This is a genomic window from Citrobacter sp. LUTT5 (assembly GCF_009905315.1).
Classification (GTDB): Bacteria; Pseudomonadota; Gammaproteobacteria; order Enterobacterales; family Enterobacteriaceae; genus Citrobacter; species Citrobacter freundii.
Genome location: NZ_CP047606.1, coordinates 2,159,428 through 2,182,908 on the forward strand (window position 1 = coordinate 2,159,428; position 23,481 = coordinate 2,182,908).

The 23,481-nt window shown below is 52.2% G+C and carries 23 protein-coding genes; 11 read left to right on the forward strand and 12 right to left on the reverse strand.

What is annotated here, in order from left to right; translation table 11 throughout:
* Nucleotides 1-123: 123 nt before the first annotated feature.
* Together fadD and rnd are read left to right on the forward strand one after the other, a co-directional pair.
* On the forward strand, nt 124-1,809 hold the full coding sequence (gene fadD, locus GUC46_RS10340) for a long-chain-fatty-acid--CoA ligase FadD (protein ID WP_003020970.1): 1,686 nt from the start codon (nt 124-126) through the stop codon (nt 1,807-1,809).
* An 84-nt stretch (nt 1,810-1,893) separates the two neighbouring features.
* On the forward strand, nt 1,894-3,009 hold the full coding sequence (gene rnd / locus GUC46_RS10345) for a ribonuclease D (protein WP_071685644.1): 1,116 nt from the start codon (nt 1,894-1,896) through the stop codon (nt 3,007-3,009).
* 50 nt (nt 3,010-3,059) lie between these two features.
* On the opposite strand, the gene GUC46_RS10350 is transcribed toward rnd, so the two are convergent.
* Nucleotides 3,060-4,145: a tartrate dehydrogenase gene (locus tag GUC46_RS10350; RefSeq protein ID WP_016150382.1), complete on the reverse strand. Its 1,086-nt coding sequence runs from the start codon at nt 4,143-4,145 to the stop codon at nt 3,060-3,062.
* Nucleotides 4,146-4,248: 103 nt separating this feature from the next.
* Between GUC46_RS10350 and GUC46_RS10355 the strand changes: the two genes are divergently transcribed.
* Nucleotides 4,249-5,166: a LysR family transcriptional regulator gene (locus tag GUC46_RS10355; protein ID WP_130714590.1), complete on the forward strand. Its 918-nt coding sequence runs from the start codon at nt 4,249-4,251 to the stop codon at nt 5,164-5,166.
* Between the two features lie 86 nt (nt 5,167-5,252).
* On the opposite strand, the gene minE is transcribed toward GUC46_RS10355, so the two are convergent.
* The 3 genes from minE to minC are packed head-to-tail and all read right to left on the reverse strand — an operon-like array spanning nt 5,253 to nt 7,066.
* Nucleotides 5,253-5,519: a cell division topological specificity factor MinE gene (gene minE, locus GUC46_RS10360; RefSeq protein ID WP_001185666.1), complete on the reverse strand. Its 267-nt coding sequence runs from the start codon at nt 5,517-5,519 to the stop codon at nt 5,253-5,255.
* Nucleotides 5,520-5,522: 3 nt separating this feature from the next.
* Entirely contained in the window at nt 5,523-6,335 is an 813-nt protein-coding gene (minD, locus tag GUC46_RS10365; RefSeq protein ID WP_003020956.1) for a septum site-determining protein MinD, read from the reverse strand.
* 23 nt (nt 6,336-6,358) lie between these two features.
* Nucleotides 6,359-7,066: a septum site-determining protein MinC gene (gene minC / locus GUC46_RS10370; RefSeq protein ID WP_003844062.1), complete on the reverse strand. Its 708-nt coding sequence runs from the start codon at nt 7,064-7,066 to the stop codon at nt 6,359-6,361.
* 126 nt (nt 7,067-7,192) lie between these two features.
* Between minC and GUC46_RS10375 the strand changes: the two genes are divergently transcribed.
* The 3 genes from GUC46_RS10375 (at nt 7,193) to GUC46_RS10385 (ending at nt 8,754) form a co-directional block, all read left to right on the forward strand.
* Complete coding sequence (locus GUC46_RS10375) at nt 7,193-7,486, forward strand: YcgL domain-containing protein (protein ID WP_003020949.1); 294 nt, start codon at nt 7,193-7,195, stop codon at nt 7,484-7,486.
* Nucleotides 7,487-7,555: 69 nt separating this feature from the next.
* The gene (locus GUC46_RS10380; RefSeq protein WP_003020947.1) at nt 7,556-8,215 is read left to right on the forward strand and encodes a fumarylacetoacetate hydrolase family protein; all 660 of its coding nucleotides are present in this window, start codon (nt 7,556-7,558) and stop codon (nt 8,213-8,215) included.
* Nucleotides 8,216-8,307: 92 nt separating this feature from the next.
* Nucleotides 8,308-8,754: a YcgN family cysteine cluster protein gene (locus GUC46_RS10385; RefSeq protein ID WP_003020944.1), complete on the forward strand. Its 447-nt coding sequence runs from the start codon at nt 8,308-8,310 to the stop codon at nt 8,752-8,754.
* 29 nt (nt 8,755-8,783) lie between these two features.
* Here GUC46_RS10385 and GUC46_RS10390 read toward each other — a convergent pair whose 3' ends face one another.
* From GUC46_RS10390 to nhaB, 3 genes are all read right to left on the reverse strand, one after another.
* The gene (locus GUC46_RS10390) at nt 8,784-9,125 is read right to left on the reverse strand and encodes a DUF1971 domain-containing protein (RefSeq protein ID WP_003020940.1); all 342 of its coding nucleotides are present in this window, start codon (nt 9,123-9,125) and stop codon (nt 8,784-8,786) included.
* A 110-nt stretch (nt 9,126-9,235) separates the two neighbouring features.
* Nucleotides 9,236-9,766, reverse strand: coding sequence for a disulfide bond formation protein DsbB (dsbB, locus tag GUC46_RS10395; RefSeq protein ID WP_003844060.1), 531 nt, complete (start codon nt 9,764-9,766; stop codon nt 9,236-9,238).
* Between the two features lie 141 nt (nt 9,767-9,907).
* Nucleotides 9,908-11,452, reverse strand: a complete 1,545-nt coding sequence (nhaB, locus tag GUC46_RS10400; RefSeq protein ID WP_003020934.1) for a Na(+)/H(+) antiporter NhaB — start codon at nt 11,450-11,452, stop codon at nt 9,908-9,910.
* Nucleotides 11,453-11,688: 236 nt separating this feature from the next.
* Between nhaB and fadR the strand changes: the two genes are divergently transcribed.
* A complete protein-coding gene (fadR, locus tag GUC46_RS10405) occupies nt 11,689-12,408 on the forward strand; it encodes a fatty acid metabolism transcriptional regulator FadR (protein WP_003020931.1) in 720 nt (239 codons plus the stop codon).
* 102 nt (nt 12,409-12,510) lie between these two features.
* On the opposite strand, the gene GUC46_RS10410 is transcribed toward fadR, so the two are convergent.
* Complete coding sequence (locus tag GUC46_RS10410) at nt 12,511-14,043, reverse strand: SpoVR family protein (RefSeq protein WP_003844058.1); 1,533 nt, start codon at nt 14,041-14,043, stop codon at nt 12,511-12,513.
* Between the two features lie 322 nt (nt 14,044-14,365).
* Here GUC46_RS10410 and GUC46_RS10415 point away from each other — a divergent pair, with 322 nt between their 5' ends.
* Nucleotides 14,366-15,664 (forward strand): D-amino acid dehydrogenase, encoded by a 1,299-nt coding sequence (locus GUC46_RS10415; RefSeq protein ID WP_003841565.1) that lies wholly within the window; start codon nt 14,366-14,368, stop codon nt 15,662-15,664.
* Nucleotides 15,665-15,676: 12 nt separating this feature from the next.
* Entirely contained in the window at nt 15,677-16,747 is a 1,071-nt protein-coding gene (gene dadX, locus GUC46_RS10420; RefSeq protein ID WP_003020922.1) for a catabolic alanine racemase DadX, read from the forward strand.
* 51 nt (nt 16,748-16,798) lie between these two features.
* Here dadX and GUC46_RS10425 read toward each other — a convergent pair whose 3' ends face one another.
* Nucleotides 16,799-18,532, reverse strand: coding sequence for a potassium/proton antiporter (locus tag GUC46_RS10425; RefSeq protein WP_049016299.1), 1,734 nt, complete (start codon nt 18,530-18,532; stop codon nt 16,799-16,801).
* Between the two features lie 97 nt (nt 18,533-18,629).
* Complete coding sequence (gene ldcA, locus GUC46_RS10430) at nt 18,630-19,544, reverse strand: muramoyltetrapeptide carboxypeptidase (protein WP_032949456.1); 915 nt, start codon at nt 19,542-19,544, stop codon at nt 18,630-18,632.
* Between the two features lie 98 nt (nt 19,545-19,642).
* On the opposite strand from ldcA, the gene emtA reads away from it, so the two are divergent.
* On the forward strand, nt 19,643-20,254 hold the full coding sequence (gene emtA / locus GUC46_RS10435) for a membrane-bound lytic murein transglycosylase EmtA (RefSeq protein WP_003020914.1): 612 nt from the start codon (nt 19,643-19,645) through the stop codon (nt 20,252-20,254).
* Nucleotides 20,255-20,265: 11 nt separating this feature from the next.
* On the opposite strand, the gene GUC46_RS10440 is transcribed toward emtA, so the two are convergent.
* Nucleotides 20,266-21,000, reverse strand: coding sequence for a flagellar brake protein (locus tag GUC46_RS10440; RefSeq protein ID WP_003020911.1), 735 nt, complete (start codon nt 20,998-21,000; stop codon nt 20,266-20,268).
* Between the two features lie 201 nt (nt 21,001-21,201).
* Between GUC46_RS10440 and GUC46_RS10445 the strand changes: the two genes are divergently transcribed.
* Nucleotides 21,202-21,456, forward strand: a complete 255-nt coding sequence (locus tag GUC46_RS10445; RefSeq protein ID WP_003020908.1) for a GlsB/YeaQ/YmgE family stress response membrane protein — start codon at nt 21,202-21,204, stop codon at nt 21,454-21,456.
* A gap of 41 nt (nt 21,457-21,497) precedes the next feature.
* Here the strand turns inward: GUC46_RS10445 and GUC46_RS10450 are convergent, their stop codons facing one another.
* Entirely contained in the window at nt 21,498-23,468 is a 1,971-nt protein-coding gene (locus GUC46_RS10450; RefSeq protein WP_130714593.1) for a TonB-dependent siderophore receptor, read from the reverse strand.
* Nucleotides 23,469-23,481 lie beyond the last annotated feature (13 nt).

Genomic DNA, 23,481 nt, shown 5'->3' on the forward strand with positions numbered 1-23,481 from the left:
CGTGCTTCGCAACCTTGTCGTTGTGTAATAAACAAACTGGTACGCTGAGTTAATATTATGTTAACAGTTTGTTTATTGTCTGGGGTTGTGATGACGACGAATACGCATTTTAGAGGTGATGTATTGAAAAAGGTTTGGCTTAACCGTTATCCCGCTGGTGTTCCTGCGGAGATCAATCCTGACCGTTATCAATCCCTGGTGGAACTCTTTGAACACTCAGTAAGACGGTATGCCGATCAGCCCGCGTTCGTAAACATGGGGGAGGTGATGACCTTCCGCAAGCTTGAAGAGCGTAGTCGTGCGTTTGCCGCTTATTTGCAACAGGGGCTCGGGCTGAAAAAGGGCGATCGCGTCGCGCTGATGATGCCGAATCTGCTGCAATATCCGGTCGCACTGTTTGGGATTTTACGTGCCGGCATGATCGTCGTGAACGTAAACCCGCTGTACACGCCTCGCGAGCTGGAACATCAGCTCAACGATAGCGGCGCGTCGGCGATTGTCATCGTATCTAACTTTGCCCACACGCTGGAAAAAGTAGTCGACAAAACGTCTGTGCAACACGTGATCCTGACGCGTATGGGCGATCAGCTGTCCACCGCCAAAGGGACGCTGGTTAACTTCGTCGTCAAGTATATCAAGCGTCTGGTGCCGAAATATCACCTGCCGGATGCCATCTCGTTTCGCAGTGCGCTGCAAAACGGTTATCGCATGCAGTATGTGAAGCCCGAAGTCGTGTCGGAAGATTTGGCGTTCCTGCAATATACTGGCGGGACAACCGGCGTGGCGAAAGGCGCGATGCTTACACACCGCAACATGCTGGCTAACCTGGAGCAGGTTAACGCCACCTATGGCCCGTTGCTGCATCCGGGTAAAGAGCTGGTGGTAACGGCCCTACCGCTGTATCACATTTTTGCGCTAACGATGAACTGCCTGCTGTTTATTGAGCTAGGTGGTCAAAACCTGCTGATTACTAACCCGCGTGATATTCCGGGGCTGGTAAAAGAGCTGGCGAAGTATCCATTTACCGCGATGACCGGCGTCAATACGCTGTTTAACGCGCTGCTGAATAACAAAGAGTTCCAGCAACTGGATTTCTCTTCACTCCACCTCTCGGCAGGCGGCGGAATGCCGGTTCAACAGGCGGTAGCTGAACGTTGGGTGAAGCTGACAGGTCAGTATCTGCTGGAAGGCTACGGCCTGACGGAGTGCGCGCCGTTGGTAAGCGTCAACCCTCACGATATCGACTACCACAGCGGCAGTATCGGGTTACCGGTGCCTTCCACCGAGGTCAAGCTGGTGGACGACGACGACAACGAAGTGCCGCCGGGAGAACCGGGGGAGCTCTGCGTGAAAGGCCCGCAGGTGATGCTGGGTTACTGGCAGCGACCAGACGCCACTGACGAAATCGTCAAAGACGGCTGGCTGCACACCGGCGATATTGCAGTGATGGATGATGAAGGCTTCCTGCGTATTGTCGATCGTAAGAAGGACATGATCCTCGTGTCCGGCTTTAACGTCTATCCGAACGAAATTGAAGACGTGGTTATGCAACATCCTGGCGTGCAGGAAGTGGCTGCGGTTGGTGTTCCGTCCGGCAGCAGCGGTGAAGCGGTAAAAATTTTCGTGGTGAAGAAAGACGCCTCGTTAACCGATGAAGCGCTGGTCACTTTCTGTCGTCGTCACCTGACGGGCTATAAAGTACCGAAGCTGGTGGAGTTTCGCGATGAGTTGCCGAAATCTAACGTCGGTAAAATTTTGCGACGAGAATTACGTGACGAAGCGCGCGCCAAAGTGGACAATAAAGGCTGAGCGTTAAGTCAGCCAGCAGAAAACGCCGGGTAATCCGGCGTTTTTTTTGGCGCAAACCTAAGAGAGCACGATTTGAATTATCAAATGATCACCACGGACGACGCGTTGGCCACGCTGTGCGAAGCCGTCCGTGAATTTCCGGCGATAGCCCTGGATACAGAATTTGTTCGCACGCGTACCTATTATCCGCAGTTGGGGCTGATCCAGCTGTTTGATGGCAAACACGTTGCTCTGATTGATCCGCAGGGGATCACCGACTGGTCGCCGCTGCGCGATATTCTGCGTGATACTGCCATCACCAAATTCCTACATGCAGGTAGCGAAGATCTGGAAGTGTTTCTCAACACTTTTGGCGAACTGCCGCAGCCGTTGATTGATACACAAATTCTGGCTGCTTTTTGCGGTCGTCCGCTGTCGTGGGGCTTTGCCGCGATGGTGGAAGAGTTTACGGGCGTGGCGCTCGACAAAAGCGAGTCGCGTACCGACTGGCTGGCCAGACCGCTGACCGAGCGTCAGTGTGAGTACGCGGCGGCTGATGTCTGGTATCTATTACCGATCACCACAAAACTGATGGTCGAAACTGAAGCCAGCGGCTGGCTGCCAGCCGCACTGGACGAATGTCGCTTAATGCAGCAGCGTCGCCAGGAGGTTCTGGCGCCTGAAGACGCATGGCGCGACATCACCAACGCCTGGCAACTGCGTACCCGTCAGTTGGCCTGCCTGCAACTGCTTGCCGACTGGCGACTGCGTAAAGCACGTGAGCGCGATCTGGCGGTGAACTTTGTGGTGCGTGAAGAACACCTATGGTCGGTCGCTCGTTATATGCCGGGCAGTCTGGGCGAGCTGGATAGTCTGGGACTTTCCGGGAGCGAAATTCGCTTCCACGGCAAGACGCTGATCTCCTTGGTAGAAAAGGCACAGGCCTTACCGGAAGAGTCGCTGCCGCAGCCGCTGCTGAATTTGATGGATATGCCAGGCTATCGCAAGGCGTTCAAAGCCATTAAGACGCTGGTTGCTGAAGTGAGTGCGGAACATAATCTTAGCGTCGAGCTGCTTGCTTCACGCCGTCAGATTAACCAGTTGCTCAACTGGCACTGGAAATTAAAGCCGCAGCAGTCCCTGCCGGAACTGATTTCCGGTTGGCGTGGCGAGTTGATGGCAGAACGACTCAACGCGCTGCTGCAGGAATACCCACAGTAGAAAACCTAAAAAAACGGGAGCTGGCGCTCCCGTTTTTAATCGGATTTGAGTTAGCGACACAGTGCCTGACGAATGGCTTCACCTACCTGTTGGGTGGTGGCGCAGCCTTTCATATCTGGCGTTTTCGGGCCGCTGGCAATGACCTGCTCAATTGCCGCCAGAATACCGTCGTGGGCGGCTTTATAGTTGGCATCACCGTTGCCAAGGAAGTCGAGCATCATGGCTCCAGCCCAGATAGTCGCTATAGGGTTGGCGATATTCTGACCGTAGATATCCGGGGCCGAACCGTGTACCGGCTCGAACAGGGACGGGAAGGTGCGTTCCGGATTTAAGTTGGCAGAAGGCGCAATGCCAATCGTTCCGGTACAGGCTGGACCGAGATCGGAGAGGATGTCACCAAACAGGTTGGAAGCAACCACGACGTCAAATCGCTCAGGCTGCATGACAAAGCGGGCGCACAGAATATCAATATGCTGTTTATCCCAGCGGATCTCAGGATAGTGTGACGCCATCGCTTCGACGCGTTCATCCCAGTAGGGCATGCTGATGGCCAGCCCATTGGATTTGGTCGCCGAAGTCAACGTTTTGCGTGGTCGACTTTGTGCCAGTTCAAAGGCATAACGCAAAATTCGGTCGACGCCACGGCGGGTGAAGACCGACTCCTGGATCACCATCTCATGTTCAGTACCTTCGCTCACGCGTCCGCCGAGGGCAGAGTATTCTCCCTCGGTGTTTTCGCGTACGACGTAGAAATCAATGTCGCCAGGCTGCTTACCAACCAGTGGGCAAGGAACTCCCGGAAACAGGCGCACCGGTCGCAGGTTGACGTACTGGTCGAATTCGCGGCGAAACTTAAGCAGCGAACCCCATAATGAGATGTGGTCAGGCACGGTGTCCGGCCAGCCAACCGCGCCAAAATAGATAGCATCGAAGGATTGCAACTGCTCATGCCAGTCATCGGGCATCATCTTGCCGTGATGGGCGTAGTATTCGCAGCTGGCCCATTCCATTTGCTCAAAGCTGAGCGACAACCCCCAACGCTCGGCGGCTGCCTGCAACACATGAATGCCCTCAGGCAGGACTTCTTTACCAATGCCATCTCCGGGGATAGCGGCGATACGCCAGGTTTTCTTCATAGCAGCTCTCACTTGTGCGCCAGCAAAATTGACTTTCCCCTTATCCTATAATTGACTGATTAATAGTTAATCCCCCTAACTGGTGAAACATAAAACACAGATCATGAATAATCTGCCGCTGCTAAATGATTTACGCGTCTTTATGCTGGTTGCCCGTCGTGCTGGATTTGCCGCCGTTGCCGAAGAGCTGGGCGTCTCACCGGCTTTTATCAGTAAGCGCGTTGCCCTGCTGGAGCAAACGCTGAATGTAGTGCTGCTGCATCGAACAACGCGTCGCGTAACCATCACGGAAGAGGGGGAGCGGATCTACGAATGGGCGCAGCGGATCCTGCAGGATGTCGATCAGATGATGGACGAGCTATCAGATGCCAGGCAGATCCCGCAGGGGATGCTACGTATTATTAGTAGCTTTGGTTTTGGCCGCCGGGTGGTGGCGCCGGCGCTGTCTGCGCTGGCAAAAGAGTACCCGCAGTTAGAACTGAGGTTCGATGTTGAAGATCGTCTGGTGGATATGGTGAATGAGGGCATCGATCTTGATATTCGTATCGGGGAGGATATCGCGCCGAACCTGATTGCCCGCAAGCTGGCGACTAACTACCGTATTTTGTGCGCCTCGCCGGAATTTTTGACGCAGCATGGGACGCCGAAGCAACTCAACGATCTTGCCGCTCTTCCTTGTCTGGTCATCAAAGAGCGCGACCATCCGTTTGGTATCTGGCAAATGCGCAATAAAGAGGGCGCGCATTCGATTAAAGTTACGGGGCCTCTGTCGTCTAATCATGGCGAAGTGGTACATCAGTGGTGCCTTGATGGGCAGGGAATAGCCCTGCGGTCATGGTGGGACGTTTGCGACAACATTGCCAGCGGAAACTTGATACACATATTGCCCGAGTATTATCAACCAGCAAATATTTGGGCGGTGTATGTTTCCCGGCTGGCGACGTCGGCAAAAATCCGTATTACGGTCGAGTATTTGCGCCGCTATTTTACCGAAAACTATCCAAAGTTCACTTTGGAATAAAAGTGCAACAGGTTGGCAAGAAACAGAAAATAAAAAAGGCAGAATAATCTGCCTTTTTTGTAACGATGACTCTCTGAGTAAAGCCGTTATTTAGATTCTTCGGCTTCAGGCAATGTCACGTTAAGTTCGAGGATAGAAATATCGCCGTCTTTTTGCTCAAGCTGTACGGTCACCATTTCAGGATCAATTTGTACATACTTGCAGATAACCTCGAGAATATCTTTCCTCAACTGCGGTAAATAATGTGGCTCGGCGTCACTACGACGGCGTTCCGCAACAATAATCTGCAGTCGCTCTTTAGCGATGTTCGCTGTGCTCTTTTTCCGCGAGAGAAAAAAATCCAGTAATGCCATAACTTATCCTCCGAACAGGCGTTTGAGGAAACCTTTCTTCTCTTCTTCAATGAAGCGGAAAGGACGTTCTTCTCCCAACAGACGGTCTACGGTATCAGCATAGGCTTTACCGGCATCAGCATTGATGTCGAGAATAACCGGCTCACCCTGGTTAGACGCGCGCAGGACTGACTGATCTTCAGGAATCACGCCAACCAGCTTGATTCGCAGAATTTCCAGTACGTCTTCCATGCTCAGCATGTCACCTTTATTTACGCGGCCAGGGTTGTAGCGCGTCAGCAACAAATGCTCTTTAATCGGATCTTCACCGTTTTCCGCACGACGAGATTTCGACGCCAGAATACCCAGAATACGGTCAGAGTCACGTACAGAGGAAACTTCCGGGTTAGTGGTGATTATCGCTTCATCGGCAAAATACAGGGCCATCAGCGCACCGGTTTCAATACCCGCCGGAGAGTCGCAGACAATGAAGTCGAATTCCATCGTTTTCAGATCGTCCAGAACTTTCGCGACCCCTTCACGCGTCAGCGCGTCTTTATCGCGAGTCTGTGAGGCCGGAAGAATAAAGAGATTTTCGGTACGCTTATCTTTGATTAACGCCTGATTTAACGACGCATCGCCCTGAATAACGTTGACGAAGTCATAAACGACGCGGCGTTCACAACCCATAATCAGATCAAGGTTACGCAGGCCGATATCAAAATCAATAACGACAGTTTTCTTTCCCTTCTGGGCCAAACCTGTAGCGATGGCCGCGCTGGAGGTGGTTTTGCCAACGCCCCCTTTACCCGAAGTAACAACAATAATGCGTGCCATAGAAATTCCTTGTTAAAAAGGGATCAATTCAACGGTTGAACTGTCAAAGCGTTCTCTGCTAATTGCAGACGTGCCGCTTTGCCATAAAATTCTGCTGGGATTTTATCACTCAGCCAATAAACACCTGCGATAGACACCAGTTCTGCCGTCAGATGGGTACAAAAAATTTGCGCTTCCCGATCACCGCTAGCGCCTGCCAACGCACGGCCTCTCATCATTCCATAAACATGAATATTGCCATCAGCGATAAGCTCTGCGCCTGCACTGACGTGGCTTGTAACAATCAGATCACATTGTGGTGCATAAATGCGCTGACCGGAACGAACCGGCACATTTATTAATCGTGTTTTTGTGATGGGAGTAACGTTTTGCGGCGGAGCGACGTGAGCCGGGGCCTCAACGGGCGCAGGACGAATAGCTTTTTCTTTACCTTCAGTCAGTAAAGGAAGACCCATTTCGTCGATTTCAGCCTTGAGTCTGGCGTCTTTGCATCCGCTAACGCCGATAATTCGCAATCCAGTAGACGCGACAACTTTCTGCAACGCTGACCAGTTTACCGGGCTTTCAAGACCACTCACGTTAACCACGACGGGAGCATGTTTTAAAAAAGCAGGTGCCTGCGCGATTTTGTCTTCCAACGCCTGACGAATAACCTCGGGTTCTGCTTCATGTAAGTGAACCACTGATAAGGTGAAGCTACTGCCTTTAAGCTCGATTGGCGTGTTTGACATCCTGGCCTTACTCAATTTGCTATTTATCATCCCCAGCGCGGGGTGATATTCCGAAGACTATAAGGCATGTTATAGTCAGTATTATATTGAGGCAAGCCACCATTCCGTGAATTCAGAGTAAAAGATATGTTTTGTGTGATCTACCGAAGCAGTAAACGTGACCAGACCTATTTATATGTCGAAAAAAAAGACGATTTCTCGCGAGTTCCTGAAGAACTGATGAAAGGATTTGGTCAGCCGACGCTGGCAATGATGTTGCCGCTTGATGGCCGTAAAAAGCTCGTTAATGCCGATCTGGAAAAAGTAAAACAGGCACTCACCGAGCAGGGCTATTATTTACAAATACCACCACCGCCAGAAGATTTACTTAAACAGCATCTGGCTGCGGCGAAACAAAATACACCAGACGCTAAACGTTAAACTGCATCCGGCAGAAGCACGCCCCATCGATGCAGTACCTGAAATCGATAACTACGTTAGGGGAAAATAATGTATCAACATCATAACTGGCATGGTGCTCTGCTGGATTATCCGGTGAGTAAGGTGGTTTGCGTAGGGAGTAACTATGCCAACCATATTAAAGAGATGGGCGGAACCCCTCCGGAAGAGCCGGTGTTGTTTATCAAACCGGAAACTGCGCTGTGCGATTTGCGCCAGCCGCTGGTGATCCCATCTGATATGGGTTCAGTTCATCATGAAGTTGAGCTGGCGGTACTGATTGGCGCGACCCTACGTCAGGCGACGGAAGAACATGTGCGCAAAGCCATCGCGGGCTATGGCGTCGCGTTGGATCTGACCTTGCGTGATATTCAGGGCAAAATGAAGAAAGCGGGGCAGCCGTGGGAAAAAGCGAAGGGTTTTGATAACTCTTGTCCGCTGTCGGGTTTTATTCCGGTGGCCGAGTTTAACGGCGATCCGCAGGATACGATGCTGGGGTTAACGGTCAACGGTGAAACACGCCAGCACGGCTCCACGGCGGATATGATCCATCAAATCGTTCCTTTGATTGCCTATATGAGTCGTTTCTTTACCCTCAAAGCGGGCGATGTTGTGTTGACGGGGACGCCAGCAGGTGTTGGGCCGCTAAACAGCGGTGATGAGCTGGCCATCAGTTTTCATGGTCAAACGCTGACGACACGCGTGCTGTAATCTCTTCTTGCCGCCTTTTCGGGCGGCAAAACTTGCATCAGCGTGCCAGACTGGTTATAAGGTGCAGCTTTATTGCAATAGCGGATACCCTGATGAGCGACATACCTTTCTGGCAAAGTAAAACCCTGGATGAAATGACCGATGCCGAGTGGGAGTCATTATGTGACGGGTGTGGTCAATGCTGCCTGCATAAGCTGATGGATGAAGACACCGACGAAATTTATTTTACCAACGTCGCGTGTAAGCAGCTCAATATCAAAACCTGTCAATGCCGTAATTACGAACGCCGATTCGAGTACGAGCCTGACTGTATCAAACTGACGCGCGATAATCTGCCTACCTTTGAATGGCTGCCGATGACCTGTGCTTATCGTCTGTTAGCGGAAGGTAAAGGGCTGCCGGAGTGGCATCCACTGCTGACGGGGTCCAAAGCGGCAATGCACGGCGAGCGTATTTCAGTACGTCATATTGCGGTGAAAGAATCGGAAGTGCGTGACTGGCAGGACCATATTTTGAACAAACCTTCATGGGCGGACTAAGCCGCCCATCGATTAGCAGGCGTAAGGGCTTAAGACTTTTTCGCCTGATACATCTCATCTCCATGGTTGTCATCTTCAACCCAGAAATTGATGTTGAATTGGGCGTCGTCGCTTAATTCAACGCGATGCCAGTACTGCGGCGGGCTGGTCGCGAACTGACCGGCATTAATTACCACTTTTACTTCAGGCTCTTTTGCGTCTTCATTGGCAAAACCGTAATACGTTACCGTACCTTCCATCACACAAAGCTGGCCAAAAACGCCTGCTGCAGTGTTATGGTGAGAAAGAAGTGCTGCGGGGACATTGTCTTTGGTAAAGAAGGGAGTAGAGCGTTTAACTTTCCAGTTTGCCGGGATGCGTAAATGGGACATAAGACATCTCCTTGGTGTGGCATCTATAAGATGTATTTAATATACATCTTATAGATGCCAGCAGGCAATGAATTTAAGCCAAAAAAAACGCTCCCGAAGGAGCGTCTCTGTTAGCGACCGAAGAGGTCACGTTTTTTCGGTTTGAACGGCTGTGCTATCACCACCAGCACGGCGACTACCAGGTAGGCGGCGAAGATCCCCAACAGCCACTGCGGCATTTCCAGGGTTAAAAAAGACCACTGGCGCTCAGCACAGTCACCGGACGCTAAAAACACCTGCGGCAGCCATTTGTCCAGTGGCAGCCAGCTTGGGAAGCGTGCGGCAAAATCACAGGTCATAAACGGGGACGGGTGCAGCTGAATCATGGTGTGTTCATATGCTAACTGAAGTCCGCGCCAGGCACTGTAAATCCAGATTATCATCGCCACATAGCGCAGCGGTGTTTTTGGTGCAATAGCACCCACCAGCCCTGCACCCATCACGCCAAATAATGCGCTACGTTCGTAAATACACAACACGCAAGGTTTTAGCAGCATGACGTGCTGGAACCACAGCGCAACGAGCTCCAGCGCAAAGGCGGTTAACGCCAACAATAACCATGCCCCACGACCTCGGGAGCACTGGTTTAAAAATCGCAACATAATCATTTCCCTGCAACATGCGTAGAGACCGCAGTTTAAACCAATTCACTTTATGCGCCACTAGCGGGAATTGAAAATTTGCGTAATCGGATAATTATCATGCAAAAAGTCAAACCGGGCAGTGATTTGCCCGGTTAATTGTTATGAAAGTGTAGCTAACCAGCCCGTTTGGGTCATCCACTCGGTCACCGGGACAAGCGTGAACTCGACGCAAAGCAGACCGACGAGCGTCAGGACGAGAGTATAAGGCAGAGCCATCCACACCATGCGACCATACGAGAGGCGAATTAACGGCGCCAGTGCAGAGGTCAGCAGGAACAGGAATGCAGCCTGTCCGTTCGGAGTTGCCACCGAAGGCAGGTTGGTCCCGGTATTGATCGCCACCGCTAACAGCTCATACTGATTGAGGCTGATGGTCCCCTGTTCCAGCGCGGCTTTGGCCTCGTTAATGTAAATGGTGCCGACAAATACGTTATCAGAAATAGAAGACAGCAGGCCATTGAAGAGGTAGAACAGCGTCAGTTGGGCATGTTCGGAGGATTGCAATACAAACTGAATGATCGGCGAAAAGAGCTGTTGATCGATAATCACCGCAACAACAGAGAAGAACACGGTCAGCAGGGCGGTGAAGGGCAGCGACTCGGTAAAGGCTTTACCTATCGCATGTTCGTCGGTGACTCCCGTCAAGGAGGTTGCCAGAATGATGACCGACAAACCGATCAATCCGACTTCTGCCAGATGCAGGGCCAACGCAACTACCAGCCAGACGCCAATAATAGCCTGGACAATCAGTTTGATTTTGTCCTGGCGGGTACGTTGCTGGCGGCTCTGATCGTCAAACTGTTGCAGGACATCACGGACGGTCTCCGGCAGCGTTTCGCCATAGCCAAACCAGCGCAATTTCTCGACCAGTACACAGGTTAACAGGCCGCAAATCAGTACCGGGACGGTAACCGGCGACATGCGTAGGAAGAAGTCGCCAAAATGCCAGCCAGCCGCTTTGGCGATAATCAGGTTTTGTGGCTCGCCCACCATGGTCATCACGCCGCCTAACGCCGTACCGACACCCGCGTGCATCATCAGGCTACGCAGAAAACCACGGAACTGCTCAAGAACGACCTTATTGTGCTGATCGATATGGCTGTCATCGAGCATGTTGTTGTCTTCCGCGCGGGAAGAGGCAACGCGATGGTAGATGCCATAAAAACCGACCGCAACGCTGATTACCACGGCCACGACGGTCAGCGCATCAAGGAACGCCGAGAGGAAAGCGGCCGCAACACAAAATGCCAGCGACAGCAGTGTTTTGGAGCGAATAGTGAGTAGCAGACGCGTGAAAATAAACAGTAGCAGCTGCTTCATAAAGTAGATGCCTGCCACCATAAACATCAGCAGCAATAACACCTCAAGGTTTGCGGCAACCTCTTCACGAACATGCGTTGCGCTGGTCATACCAATAATGACAGCTTCGATAGCCAACAGCCCGCCAGGCAGCAGTGGGTAGCATTTTAACGCCATCGCCAGCGTGAAAATGAACTCGGCCACCAGCAACCAGCCGGCGATAAAGGGGTTGATGAAAAAAATAATCGGGTTAACGACTAAGAAGACAAGCAGTGCAAGTTTGTACCAGTCTGGTGATTGACCTAAAAAATTGCGCCACATCGCGCGGCCCCATGATAGCTCCATGGTGATTTCCCTACCTTTAAAAATGAAATCATATTTTTATGTTTGACCGCAAAGCTTAGCGGGAGGAGGGAGTACAGGCAAGCTATTCACAAGACTGGCAAGGTTGGCTGTACTGTAGCGTTATTTGGAAAATGAAGCCTTGATCCACTTTTTCTTCATTGCGTCAGCTATCAGCTAAGATACCCATCTGGTATGATGTGTGTAACTATGTTTTGCTGTGTAATGGAATTTTTACTATGGTCATTAAGGCGCAAAGCCCGGCTGGGTTCGCGGAAGAGTACATCATTGAAAGTATCTGGAATAACCGCTTCCCACCTGGCACTATTTTGCCCGCTGAACGTGAACTCTCCGAACTTATTGGGGTGACACGTACCACGCTACGCGAAGTATTGCAGCGTCTGGCGCGAGATGGCTGGTTGACCATTCAACACGGCAAACCGACGAAGGTAAATAACTTCTGGGAAACTTCCGGGCTGAATATTCTTGAAACGCTGGCGCGCCTCGATCACGAGAGTGTTCCGCAGCTGATTGATAATCTGCTGTCTGTGCGTACCAATATTTCGACGATCTTTGTTCGTACTGCGTTTCGCCAGCATCCTGATAAAGCACAGGAGGTTCTGGCGACGGCAAATCAGGTGGCTGACCACGCTGACGCATTTGCCGATCTGGACTATAACATTTTCCGCGGTCTGGCATTTGCCTCCGGCAATCCGATTTACGGTTTGATCCTCAACGGTATGAAAGGATTATATACCCGCATTGGCCGCCATTATTTTGCCAACCCGGAAGCGCGCGCGCTGGCGCTGAGCTTCTACCACAAGCTGTCAGAACTCTGCGAGCAGGGTGCTCATGAGCAGGTGTATGAAACGGTGCGCCGCTACGGTCACGACAGTGGCGAGATTTGGCATCGTATGCAGAAGAATCTGCCGGGCGATTTGGCGATTCAGGGCCGTTAATCGCTCAAAGCCGGATGGCGACGCCAAAGCGTCTTATCCGGCCTACAAAGCATGCACTTCGTAGGCCGGATAAGGTGTTTACACCGCCTCCGGCAATAAGATTTACAGACCGTTCATCCTTGGCGGACAACGCTCCAACAGCTCCACGCTGCCATCTTCATTCTGCTGCTCCAGCATCACATCAAAACCCCAAAGCCGGTGTACATGCTTGAGCACTTCTTTGCGTCCTTTATCCAACGGTGCGCGGTTATGCGGAATATAGCGCAAGGTGAGCGAACGGTCGCCACGCAAATCGACATTCCAGATTTGAATATTCGGCTCCAGGTTGCTCAGGTTGTATTGCGACGACAACCTGTTGCGGATCTCACGATATCCTTCCTCGTTATGAATCGCAGAAATCTCCAGATAGTTGTGACGATCGTCATCCAGCACGGTGAACAGGCGGAAATCGCGCATTACCTTCGGTGACAGGAACTGGCTGATAAAACTCTCATCTTTGAAATCGCGCATCGCGAAATGCAGGGTTTCCAGCCAGTCGGAACCCGCTATATCCGGGAACCAGTATTTGTCCTCCTCGGTCGGCGACTGACAAATACGTTTGATATCCTGGAACATGGCAAACCCCAGGGCATAAGGGTTTATCCCGCTATACCACGGGCTGTTGTAGGGTGGCTGAAATACCACATTGGTATGGCTATGCAGAAACTCCAGCATAAACCGTTCGGTGACTTTACCTTCATCATAAAGGTGGTTCAGGATGGTGTAATGCCAGAAAGTGGCCCAGCCCTCGTTCATCACCTGCGTCTGTTTCTGCGGATAAAAATACTGACTGACCTTGCGTACAATGCGCAGCACTTCGCGTTGCCAGGACTCCAGCAGCGGGGCGTTCTTCTCCATGAAGTACAGCAGGTTTTCCTGTGGCTCAGAGGGATAACGCCGGGCTTCCGCCACGCTTTTCTCTTCCTCTTTCTTCGGCAGCGTGCGCCACAACATATTGACCTGACTTTGCAGATACTCTTCACGACTTTTCTGCCGGGCTTTCTCTTCCTGTAGTGAGATTTTTTGCGGGCGTTTGTAACGGTCAACGCCGTAGTTCATCAGCGCATGGCAGGAGTCGAGGAGCTTTTCGACTTCATCCACCCCGTAGCGTTCTTCACACTGGGTTATATAGTTTCGTGCGAAGATTAGGTAATCGACGATGGAACTGGCATCCGTCCAGCTACGAAACAGGTAGTTGTTTTTGAAGAAGGAGTTGTGTCCGTAGCAGGCATGCGCCATCACCAGCGCCTGCATGGTGATGGTGTTCTCCTCCATCAGATACGCGATACACGGATTGGAGTTGATAACAATCTCATAGGCCAGTCCCTGCTGACCATGTTTATACAAGCGCTCGGTTTCAATAAACTTTTTACCAAACGACCAGTGAGGATAGTTGATCGGCATCCCGACGCTGGAGTAAGCGTCCATCATCTGTTCGGAGGTGATCACCTCGATTTGGTGCGGGTAGGTATCCAGTCTGTAGAGTTTCGCCACGCGGTCTATCTCTGCCAGATAGACATCCAGCAGATCAAACGTCCAGTCGGGTCCATCGCTTAACCGTGTGCTGTCCTTGTTCATGGAATCAATCGTAGCCATTCGCGCACCCTCATTGTTGGCGGCACTCTCTGTCTGGAGTACCTCATTTCAAGCATAGATCATGGTGTTAAAAAACGTGCTGCGGCAGAAATTTTTTCTTTGCGATTTCTCGTTAGCGAGGCGTTGAAAAACGGCATGGTCGCAAAATTTTATGCTGGATAAAAATAACGCACAGCAGGAGATGCCAAAGCAGAGAGTTCCCCGCCATCACCGCTATATGTGAGATAAGTCACCATAAAAAAGCCATATGTTGAATAATATTTTCAACTGAGTTATCAAGATGTAATTAGATGATTGTTCTTTTACTGTTAACGGAGTGGCTATGCGAGTTGTCATACTGGGAAGTGGTGTCGTTGGCGTGACCAGCGCCTGGTACTTAAGTCAGGCTGGACACGATGTCACCGTCATTGATCGTGAGCCCGGTCCGGCACTGGAAACCAGTGCGGCGAACGCGGGGCAAATATCTCCAGGTTATGCGGCACCATGGGCGGCACCAGGCGTACCGCTTAAAGCAATCAAATGGATGTTTCAGCGCCACGCTCCGCTGGCCGTTCGTCTTGACGGAACCCAGTTCCAGTTGAAATGGATGTGGCAGATGCTGCGCAACTGCGACACCAGCCACTACATGGAAAATAAAGGACGCATGGTGCGACTGGCGGAATACAGCCGTGATTGTCTGAAAGCGCTGCGCGCCTCTACCGGTATTGAGTATGAAGGACGTCAGGGCGGAACCCTGCAACTGTTCCGTACCGCTCAACAGTATGAGAACGCCACTCGCGACATCGCCGTGCTCGAAGACGCTGGCGTGCCATATCAGCTCCTGGAAGCAAATCGTCTGGCGGAAGTCGAACCGGCACTGGCAGAAGTAGCGCACAAACTGACCGGCGGTCTGCGTTTACCGAATGATGAAACCGGCGACTGCCAGTTGTTTACCCAGCGTCTGGCGCAGATGGCGGAGCAGGCGGGCGTTAAGTTTCGCTTTAACACCCCGGTCGATAAGCTGCTGAGCGATGGTGAGCAGATTTATGGCGTCCAGTGCGGCGAAGAGATTATCAAAGCCGATGCCTATGTGATGGCGTTTGGTTCGTATTCCACGGCGATGCTGAAAGGGATCGTTGATATCCCGGTCTATCCGCTCAAAGGCTATTCGTTGACTATTCCGGTAGCGCAAGACGACGGTGCGCCGGTTTCTACTATCCTTGATGAAACTTACAAAATCGCTATTACCCGCTTTGACAATCGTATTCGGGTTGGCGGCATGGCGGAGATTGTCGGTTTTAATACAGAGCTGCTACAACCTCGTCGTGAAACGCTGGAAATGGTCGTACGCGATCTCTTCCCGCGCGGTGGTCATGTGGAGCAGGCAACCTTCTGGACCGGACTGCGTCCGATGACGCCGGACGGTACGCCGGTGGTGGGGCGCACCCGCTTTAAGAATCTGCTGCTCAATACCGGCCACGGCACGCTGGGCTGGACCATGGCCTGCGGTTCCGGTCAGTTGCTGAGCGATATCCTTTCTGGCCGTACGCCAGCCATACCTTATGACGATCTGAGCGTGGCGCGTTACAGTCCGGGGTTTACCCCCTCTCGTCCACGACATTTACATGGCGCACATAACTGATAAGGACGTGAGATGACCCGCCCGATACTGGCCAGCATTGACCTGCAGGCGTTGAAACAAAATCTGACCATTACCCGCCAGGCAGCGCCGGACGCTCGCGTCTGGTCGGTGGTGAAAGCCAATGCATATGGACACGGCATTGAACGCGTCTGGAATGCGCTGGGCACAACCGATGGTTTTGCCATGCTCAATCTTGAAGAGGCGATAACCCTGCGCGAGCGCGGATGGAAAGGCCCGATACTTATGCTGGAGGGTTTTTTCCACGCTGAAGACCTGACGGTATATGACAATTATCGACTGACCACCTGTGTACACAGTAACTGGCAGCTAAAAGCATTGCAGAATGCCCGCCTCAAAGCACCGCTCGATGTTTACCTGAAGGTGAACAGCGGTATGAACCGGCTTGGGTTTTTACCGGAAAGAGTTCCAACGGTCTGGCAACAGCTGCGGGCGATGCCCAACGTCGGCGAAATGACGCTGATGTCGCATTTTGCAGATGCAGAGCACCCGGAAGGTATCCAGGAAGCAATGGCGCGTATTGCGCTGGCAACAGAAGGACTGGAGTGCAGACGGTCACTGTCGAATTCGGCCGCCACGCTGTGGCACCCTGAAGCGCATTATGACTGGGTTCGTCCGGGCATTATTTTGTATGGCGCGTCGCCTTCGGGACAATGGCGGGACATCGCCAACACCGGCCTGAAGCCAGTGATGACTCTGAGCAGCGAGATAATCGGCATACAAACGCTGAAAGCTGGCGATCGGGTGGGTTACGGTGGCCGTTACACCGCCAGCGGCGAGCAGCGCATTGGAATAGTGGCGACCGGCTATGCAGACGGTTATCCGCGCCATGCGCCAAGCGGAACGCCTGTGCTGGTGGACGGTGTACGTACCGGGACGGTGGGGACAGTCTCAATGGATATGCTGGCGGTAGATCTGACACCGTGCCCGCAGGCAGGGATCGGGACACCGGTAGAGCTGTGGGGCAAAGAGATTAAAATTGACGATGTAGCTACCTCAGCAGGAACGGTGGGCTACGAGTTGATGTGTTCTTTGGCGCTGCGCGTACCGGTTGTGACGGTGTAACTTTTGTTTGCCGGGTAGGGCGCTGCCGCCACCCGGCAAACAACATCCTCTTTACTCATCCTCGTCTTCAGCAACGCGAACACCGACCTTCAGCACTGCATTATCTTCCTTCTCGGCCACCGTCCAGATCATGCCAGCGAATTCCACCTGGTCACCGACGACCGGCGCGGCACCAAGCAGATGCTGGACAATTTCACCCAGCGTTTGCTGCTTATCACGATACTCTGTGCCATCATCCAGGCCATAAATCAGCGCCACATCGGCATATTTCGCGCTGGCTTCCAGAATAAAATCACCGAAGAAGCGCTGGTCTAACGACACTGGTGGTGACTGGCTGAATAGCTTGCCGAGAGCGGGGAGATCGCGCTCGCGACCAATAACACACAATACGTCGCCTTCGCGCAGACGCGTGCTGCCGGAGGGGTGAAACAGCACGTTGTCACGAAACAGGGCGGCTATTCGCGTTTCTTCCGGCATATGCAGGTCGCGCAGCGCGGCACCCACACACCACTTATCTGCGCTGAGCTGATAAACAAACTGCTCCCACGGGTTATCTGGGTGAATATCGAGACCAATGCGCGAAACGGGCCAGCCGACAGGAGGGACCACCACCTTGGCTTTTTTCGCGGCCCATGAAAGTGACGTTCCCTGAAACAGCAACGAGATCAGTACCACGAAGAAGGCGACGTTAAAGAACAGGCGCGCGTTCTCCAGGCCCGCCATCATTGGGAAGACGGCGAGGATGATCGGCACCGCGCCGCGCAAACCCACCCAACTGATGAAAATACGCTCGCGCAGATTAAAGCCACGAAACGGCAGCAGTCCGGCGAAGACCGAAAGCGGGCGGGCAATGAATATCATCCACGCAGACAAAATCAGCGCAGGGATTGCGATAGGCAGCAGGTCGGACGGCGTAACCAGCAGTCCAAGCACCAGGAACATGGCGATTTGTGCCAGCCAGGCCAGACCGTCGAAGTTTTGCAGGATACCAAATCGGTTGCGGATGGGGCGATTCCCCAGCAGGAAACCACACAGATAAACCGCCAGAATACCGCTGCCTTCCAGCGCAGTGGTCAGGGCAAAAATCAGGATCCCACCGCTTAACGCCAAGAGTGGATACAGTCCGGCAGGCAGAGAAATGCGGTTAATCATCTGCTGGAGCATATATCCACCGCCAAGACCGATAACGATTCCTAAGCCAAACTGCTGGATAATGTGCACCGCGAACATCCAGCTTAAACCGGTCTCGTGATTTTGGATCATGGCGATGAGTGTGATGGTCAAAAACACGGCCATCGGGTCATTACTACCGGATTCAATTTCCAGCGTAGAGCCAACGCGTTCGTTAAGCCCCTTACCGCCAAGCAGGGAAAAGACCGCCGCGGCGTCAGTTGAACCAACAATCGCGCCAATCAGCAGCCCTTCGATAAGATCCAGATGAAACAGCCACGCGGCCATCATGCCAGTGAGTCCGGAAGTAATCAGCACACCGACCGTCGCCAACGATAGCGCCGGGCCTAACGCAACGCGAAAAGAGCTGGCCTGAGTGCGCATGCCACCGTCGAGTAGGATAACCGCCAGTGCCAGGTTACTCACCATGTAGGCGAAAGGATAGTTATCGAAAGGTATGCCGCCAATACCATCCACACCCGCTAACATACCGATAGCGAGAAATATCACCAGAATTGGGATACCGAGACGTGATGAGAATGAACTGAGTAAGATACTGCAGGTGACGAGAACGGAACCCAAAATAAAAAGGCTAATAATTGCTGCGGCATCCAACGTTCGGTTACTCCTGAATTACGCTGTTTCGTATTAATAAACCCTACCATAATAACGACAGAAACAGCGTTTTACTTAGCCCCATTAGCTGCTTTTTTTACGATTTTAGTACCGGATGCCCACTTAAGGTGAGCTGAGTGCTGTTTTTATCGTTTTTCAGCACCGCTCTGGCTCCCAACGGCAGGGTGACCGTGCGTTGTTCATGGCCAAAATCGAGGCCGCCGATCAACGGAACGGACAGCCTGGTGCGCAGAAAATCACAAACTGAATCAAGATTGTAACCAGCGTCGTAATCATTCGGCGCGCTGCCGCTAAAACTGCCGAGGATAATGGCGTTTTGCTGGGCCAGTATTCCCGCGTGGTACAGTTGCAGCAGCATGCGCTCGACACGGAATGGATGCTCGTTAATGTCTTCCAGCACCAAAATGCCGTTTTTGATGGCCGGCATCCACGGTGTACCCATCAGCGAAATGATCATCGCCAGATTTCCGCCCCACAGTGTACCTTCAGTCGCGCACTGCGGACCGTCACCCTGCCATTCGAGGGTAAATTGGGCATTACGCAATGCTTGCCAGAAATGGTGCTCGGTGAATGTGTTCATCTCCTCGGCACCGAAGTTGGCCGCCAGCATCGGGCCGCTGAAGCTAATCACATTCCCTTGAGCCAGTAGACCACACTGGATCGCCGTAAAATCGCTGTGCCCGCACAGCAGCAGCGGATCTTGTTGCTGGCGGGCTGCCAGCCCTTGCCAGTCAATATCTTCCAGTAAACGGCTCGCGCCATAGCCGCCACGTACCGCCATCACAATGGTATTGGGGGTTTTCAGATTAACGAGCGAGTTCACATCAGCAAGCCTTTCTGCCTCTGTACCCGCAAAACGCTGGCAGCGGCGCGCAATGACCGCTGAATTATCGACCTGATGACCGGCCTCAGTAAGACGTGCAAGCCCACGTAACGCAGCCTGCTGATTGATACAGTAGCCCGACGGGGCAATTAAGTGAAACCGGGACATGGCATTTCCTTGCTACAACTAAAACCAAATGTATATCATGCCGCGTAGGTATGTCGTTGTCACCTCAGCGACAGGTTCCGGCTATAAGGATAGATGACGTGAAATTGAGATGGTTTGCTTTTTTGGTTGTATTACTTGCGGGCTGTAGTTCAAAACATGATTACAAAAACCCGCCGTGGAATGCTGAAGTTCCGGTTAAACGCGCAATGCAATGGATGCCGATCAGTGAAAAAGCCGGTGCGGCCTGGGGTGTCAGTCCACAATTGATTACCGCTATTATTGCCATTGAATCAGGCGGTAATCCGAATGCGGTCAGTAAGTCTAATGCGATTGGTCTGATGCAGTTAAAAGCCTCGACTTCAGGCCGCGATGTTTATCGTCGCATGGGATGGAGCGGAGAGCCGTCGACCAGCGAGTTGAAAAACCCCGAACGCAATATCTCCATGGGGGCCGCATACCTGAGCATTCTGGAGACCGGGCCGCTGGCAGGGATTGAGGATCCACAGGTGATGCAGTATGCGCTGGTAGTATCGTACGCTAACGGAGCGGGAGCATTGCTGCGAACGTTCTCTTCCGACAGGAAGAAAGCCATCAATAAGATCAACGATCTCAGCCCGGATGAATTTATTGAACATGTTGCGGACAATCATCCGGCGCCGCAAGCTCCGCGCTATATCTGGAAGCTTCAGCAAGCGCTGGATGTAATGTAATTCAGGTGATGTTAATCGCGCACTTTGTTCGACTTTTCCCGGGCCTCGCGCTCAAGGGAAAAAATAATCCGCTGTAAGTTCCGCTCCACCGCCGGGCCGACGTTGAGAAAACGAAAGCTCAGGCGGGGAGTGGTAATGGTTTCGTTTTTACTGTCGATAACTTTGCGTTCGCTAATGGAAATAAGCTGGGCGTCAACGTGATACACTCCCCATTGTTCCATGTTCAGTTCAACCTGCGCGAAGCGTATACCTTCTACCAGTCCTTCTGGTTTTGCCGTTTCTAACAGCCCGCCCATACCGCCAAGCGACAAATCGAATAAGCGAAAGCACAGCGTGCTGTTGTCCGGCATTTTTGCCGTGCAGCGATAGGGAGGATGCAGCGGAGCGCCGATGCGGAAATATTCCCGACGCTGAACAAACCACAGGGAAGGCGGCAAGGATGAAATAAACGCTGGCAGTTGCTGATACTCACCTTTTTTTAACTGTGGCAGGGTGAATTCTACTTTGGCTCCCTGCGTTTCGGCGATAATCGAGATCTGACTGGCCCGCTGTACGGCCTGGTTTTCATATTCCTGGCTACCAAAATCCATGACCAGCTCGTCCGGGCTGACGGCCAGAACTTTGCTGATGAACTGGCCGCCCGACCAGGAGATACGCAGTGGAACCTGCTGCGATTTTAAGTCCCGAAGTACACCTAACACCGCTAACGGATTTTGCTTCAGGAACTGCTCATTGTAGTTACTCACACCTAATGACTCCCGGATGCCTGGTTTGTCGTTGGATTATCGGCATCAATCAACGGAACTTAATACAAATGGATGAAATTTTTTACCAACGCCAATGAATTAAGTCTGCGTGAAAACAGCATATAGCGATGGTTTGCCTATACTTTAAAGGCTGGCGCAAGAATGTCTTGCGCGTGCGTTCACTGGAAAGAGGGCCTGAAAATGGGAATTATTGCCTGGATTATTTTTGGTCTGATTGCGGGGGTTATCGCCAAACTGATTATGCCGGGGCGCGATGGCGGTGGATTTATCCTGACCTGTATTCTCGGTGTTGTCGGTGCTGTGGTCGGTGGATGGCTGGCAACGATGTTTGGTATCGGCGGCGATGTCAGCGGGTTTAATCTCCACAGCTTCCTGGTGGCCGTGGTCGGCGCGATTGTTGTGCTGGGTGTCTTCCGACTGGTGCGGCGAGATTAATCGAACGGCCCCCGCGGGGGCCGTTTCTCTGTATTGCTAAGTCAGAACTGATACTCAATCCCCGCCCAGTAATTACGGCCTTCTTCAATAAATCCTTCACTATAAACGTACTGCGTATCGAACAGGTTATTGACCGACGCGTTAACGCTGAATCCGTGACCGATGGCGTAGTCAGCGCGTAAATGGGTAATGGCGAAACCAGCGGCTTTCTGTGAGCCGTCGCTATTGCTATAGCTCGACGAACGGGCCTCTTCTGACAGCGTAATACTGAGCGGATCCCATGGCTTCAGCGTCATCCAGGCAGTCAGGGTTTGCGTTGGCAGGTCGGTAATCTTGCCGATGTCGCTGCGTTTGACGTCTGCATGAATAAGGCCGTAGCTCAGACCGACATCCAGTATATCAAAGACTTTACCTTTAACGCCTGCATCCAGACCGGTGTAATCCACCCGGCCGCTGTTCTGATTCTGAATGGTGTCGGCATCAATATTGTGTGAAAGGATGGCGTCGCTGATGCGGTTGTAATACACGCTGGCTTCGAATCCCCAGTTCTGACTAAGTGACCCATTCCAGGTCAGATCCACGCTGCGGGCGCGTTCAGGTTTAAGCTGCGGATTGACCAGCGCCACCTGGTTATAGGCCGGTTTTGAGGTCGTGTAGCGTTCTTTCAACGTAGGGAAACGCGTTCTGTCAGAATAGGACAGCGCTAATGTGTCTGCATTTTCGAAGTGATATTTGGTCATCATCTGCCAGTTGAAGGCCGACTGATTGTTGTCATCATAGTGGGTAACGCTACCATTTTTTTCGTGCTTCATGCCTTCCAGACTGTCACGCCAGTCATAGCTTATTCCCGCCACTACATCGACATTATCCGCCGCCGCCCACTGATATTCACTGGCAACAGACCAGGTACGGTCTTCGTAACGGTCGTAAGCCGCATTCGGTGCGCCTTTCTCGCGGTGAACATCATCCTTCCAGTTTACGGCGAAAGAGAGCAGGTCGTTTTCACGCATATCCGCAGCGAGCTGCAGGCCAGCTCCATCGCTATAGTCTGAATAATGACTGTAGTTGCCTTTTTTGTTTTTCAGATCGGCAAGCGAGTTGTACATCATCAACGTATTTTCAAAGGTATCGCGATACAGACGGCTTTTCAGAGTGAAACGATCGCCCAGATGGGTGGTGCCCTGATAGTAATAGCTCTCTTTATCGTACTGTGGCCATTGCCAGTAGCGTGATTTCTGACTGCTGGTTCCGGCATATGGTGGGTTATCTTTTTCACCGTCCTGATTAATATAGGTCAGGACATATTCATCATCGCCGCGAGGGGTAAAGCCCAGCTTCACGATGCCGCGTTTATCATCGGCGGACGAGTTGGCAATCTTGCCGTGACTACCCGCAACCGGATTGTCCACGCCGTGCGGTAAGCCAAGGAAATCCTGCTTCAACTGGCTGCCGCTGAGCTGGATGTAACCCAGATCGTTACTGGCGCCAAATGAAGCGTGCATATCGTGAGCGTTGTCTTTGCTACGACTCCAGCCCTGGCGATAACCGATGCTGCCTTCAATAGGTTTGGTGGGCTTTTTGGTGGTGATATTAATGGCACCGCCCATCTGGTTAGGCCCTTGTAGCAGAGATGAGTAGCCTTTGGATACTTCAACTGAAGCGATATCGGATGTCAGAAAACGGCCTAAATCGAGGTTGCCGTCATAGGGGATGTACACCGGCACACCGTCAAAAAAGACGGGAACCTGACGGCTGTCAAAACCGCGCACTTTCACCTGCTGCTCATTGCGGTTGCCCGACTTTTGCAGCACCACGCCGGGGACGACGCTTAGCGCCTGCGCCACGTTTTGTTTATCCAACTGTTGGATCGTTTCCTGGCCGAGAACCGTAGTGGTTGCCGCAGAGGCCGGGCTTGACCAGACGGTCATGGTTTCGCTTTCTTGCCCAGCAAAAGCACTGTTCGCGAAAGCAAACGACAGGGCTGTGTAAAGACAACTTTTGTTGAAATTCATTATTGTTAGTCCA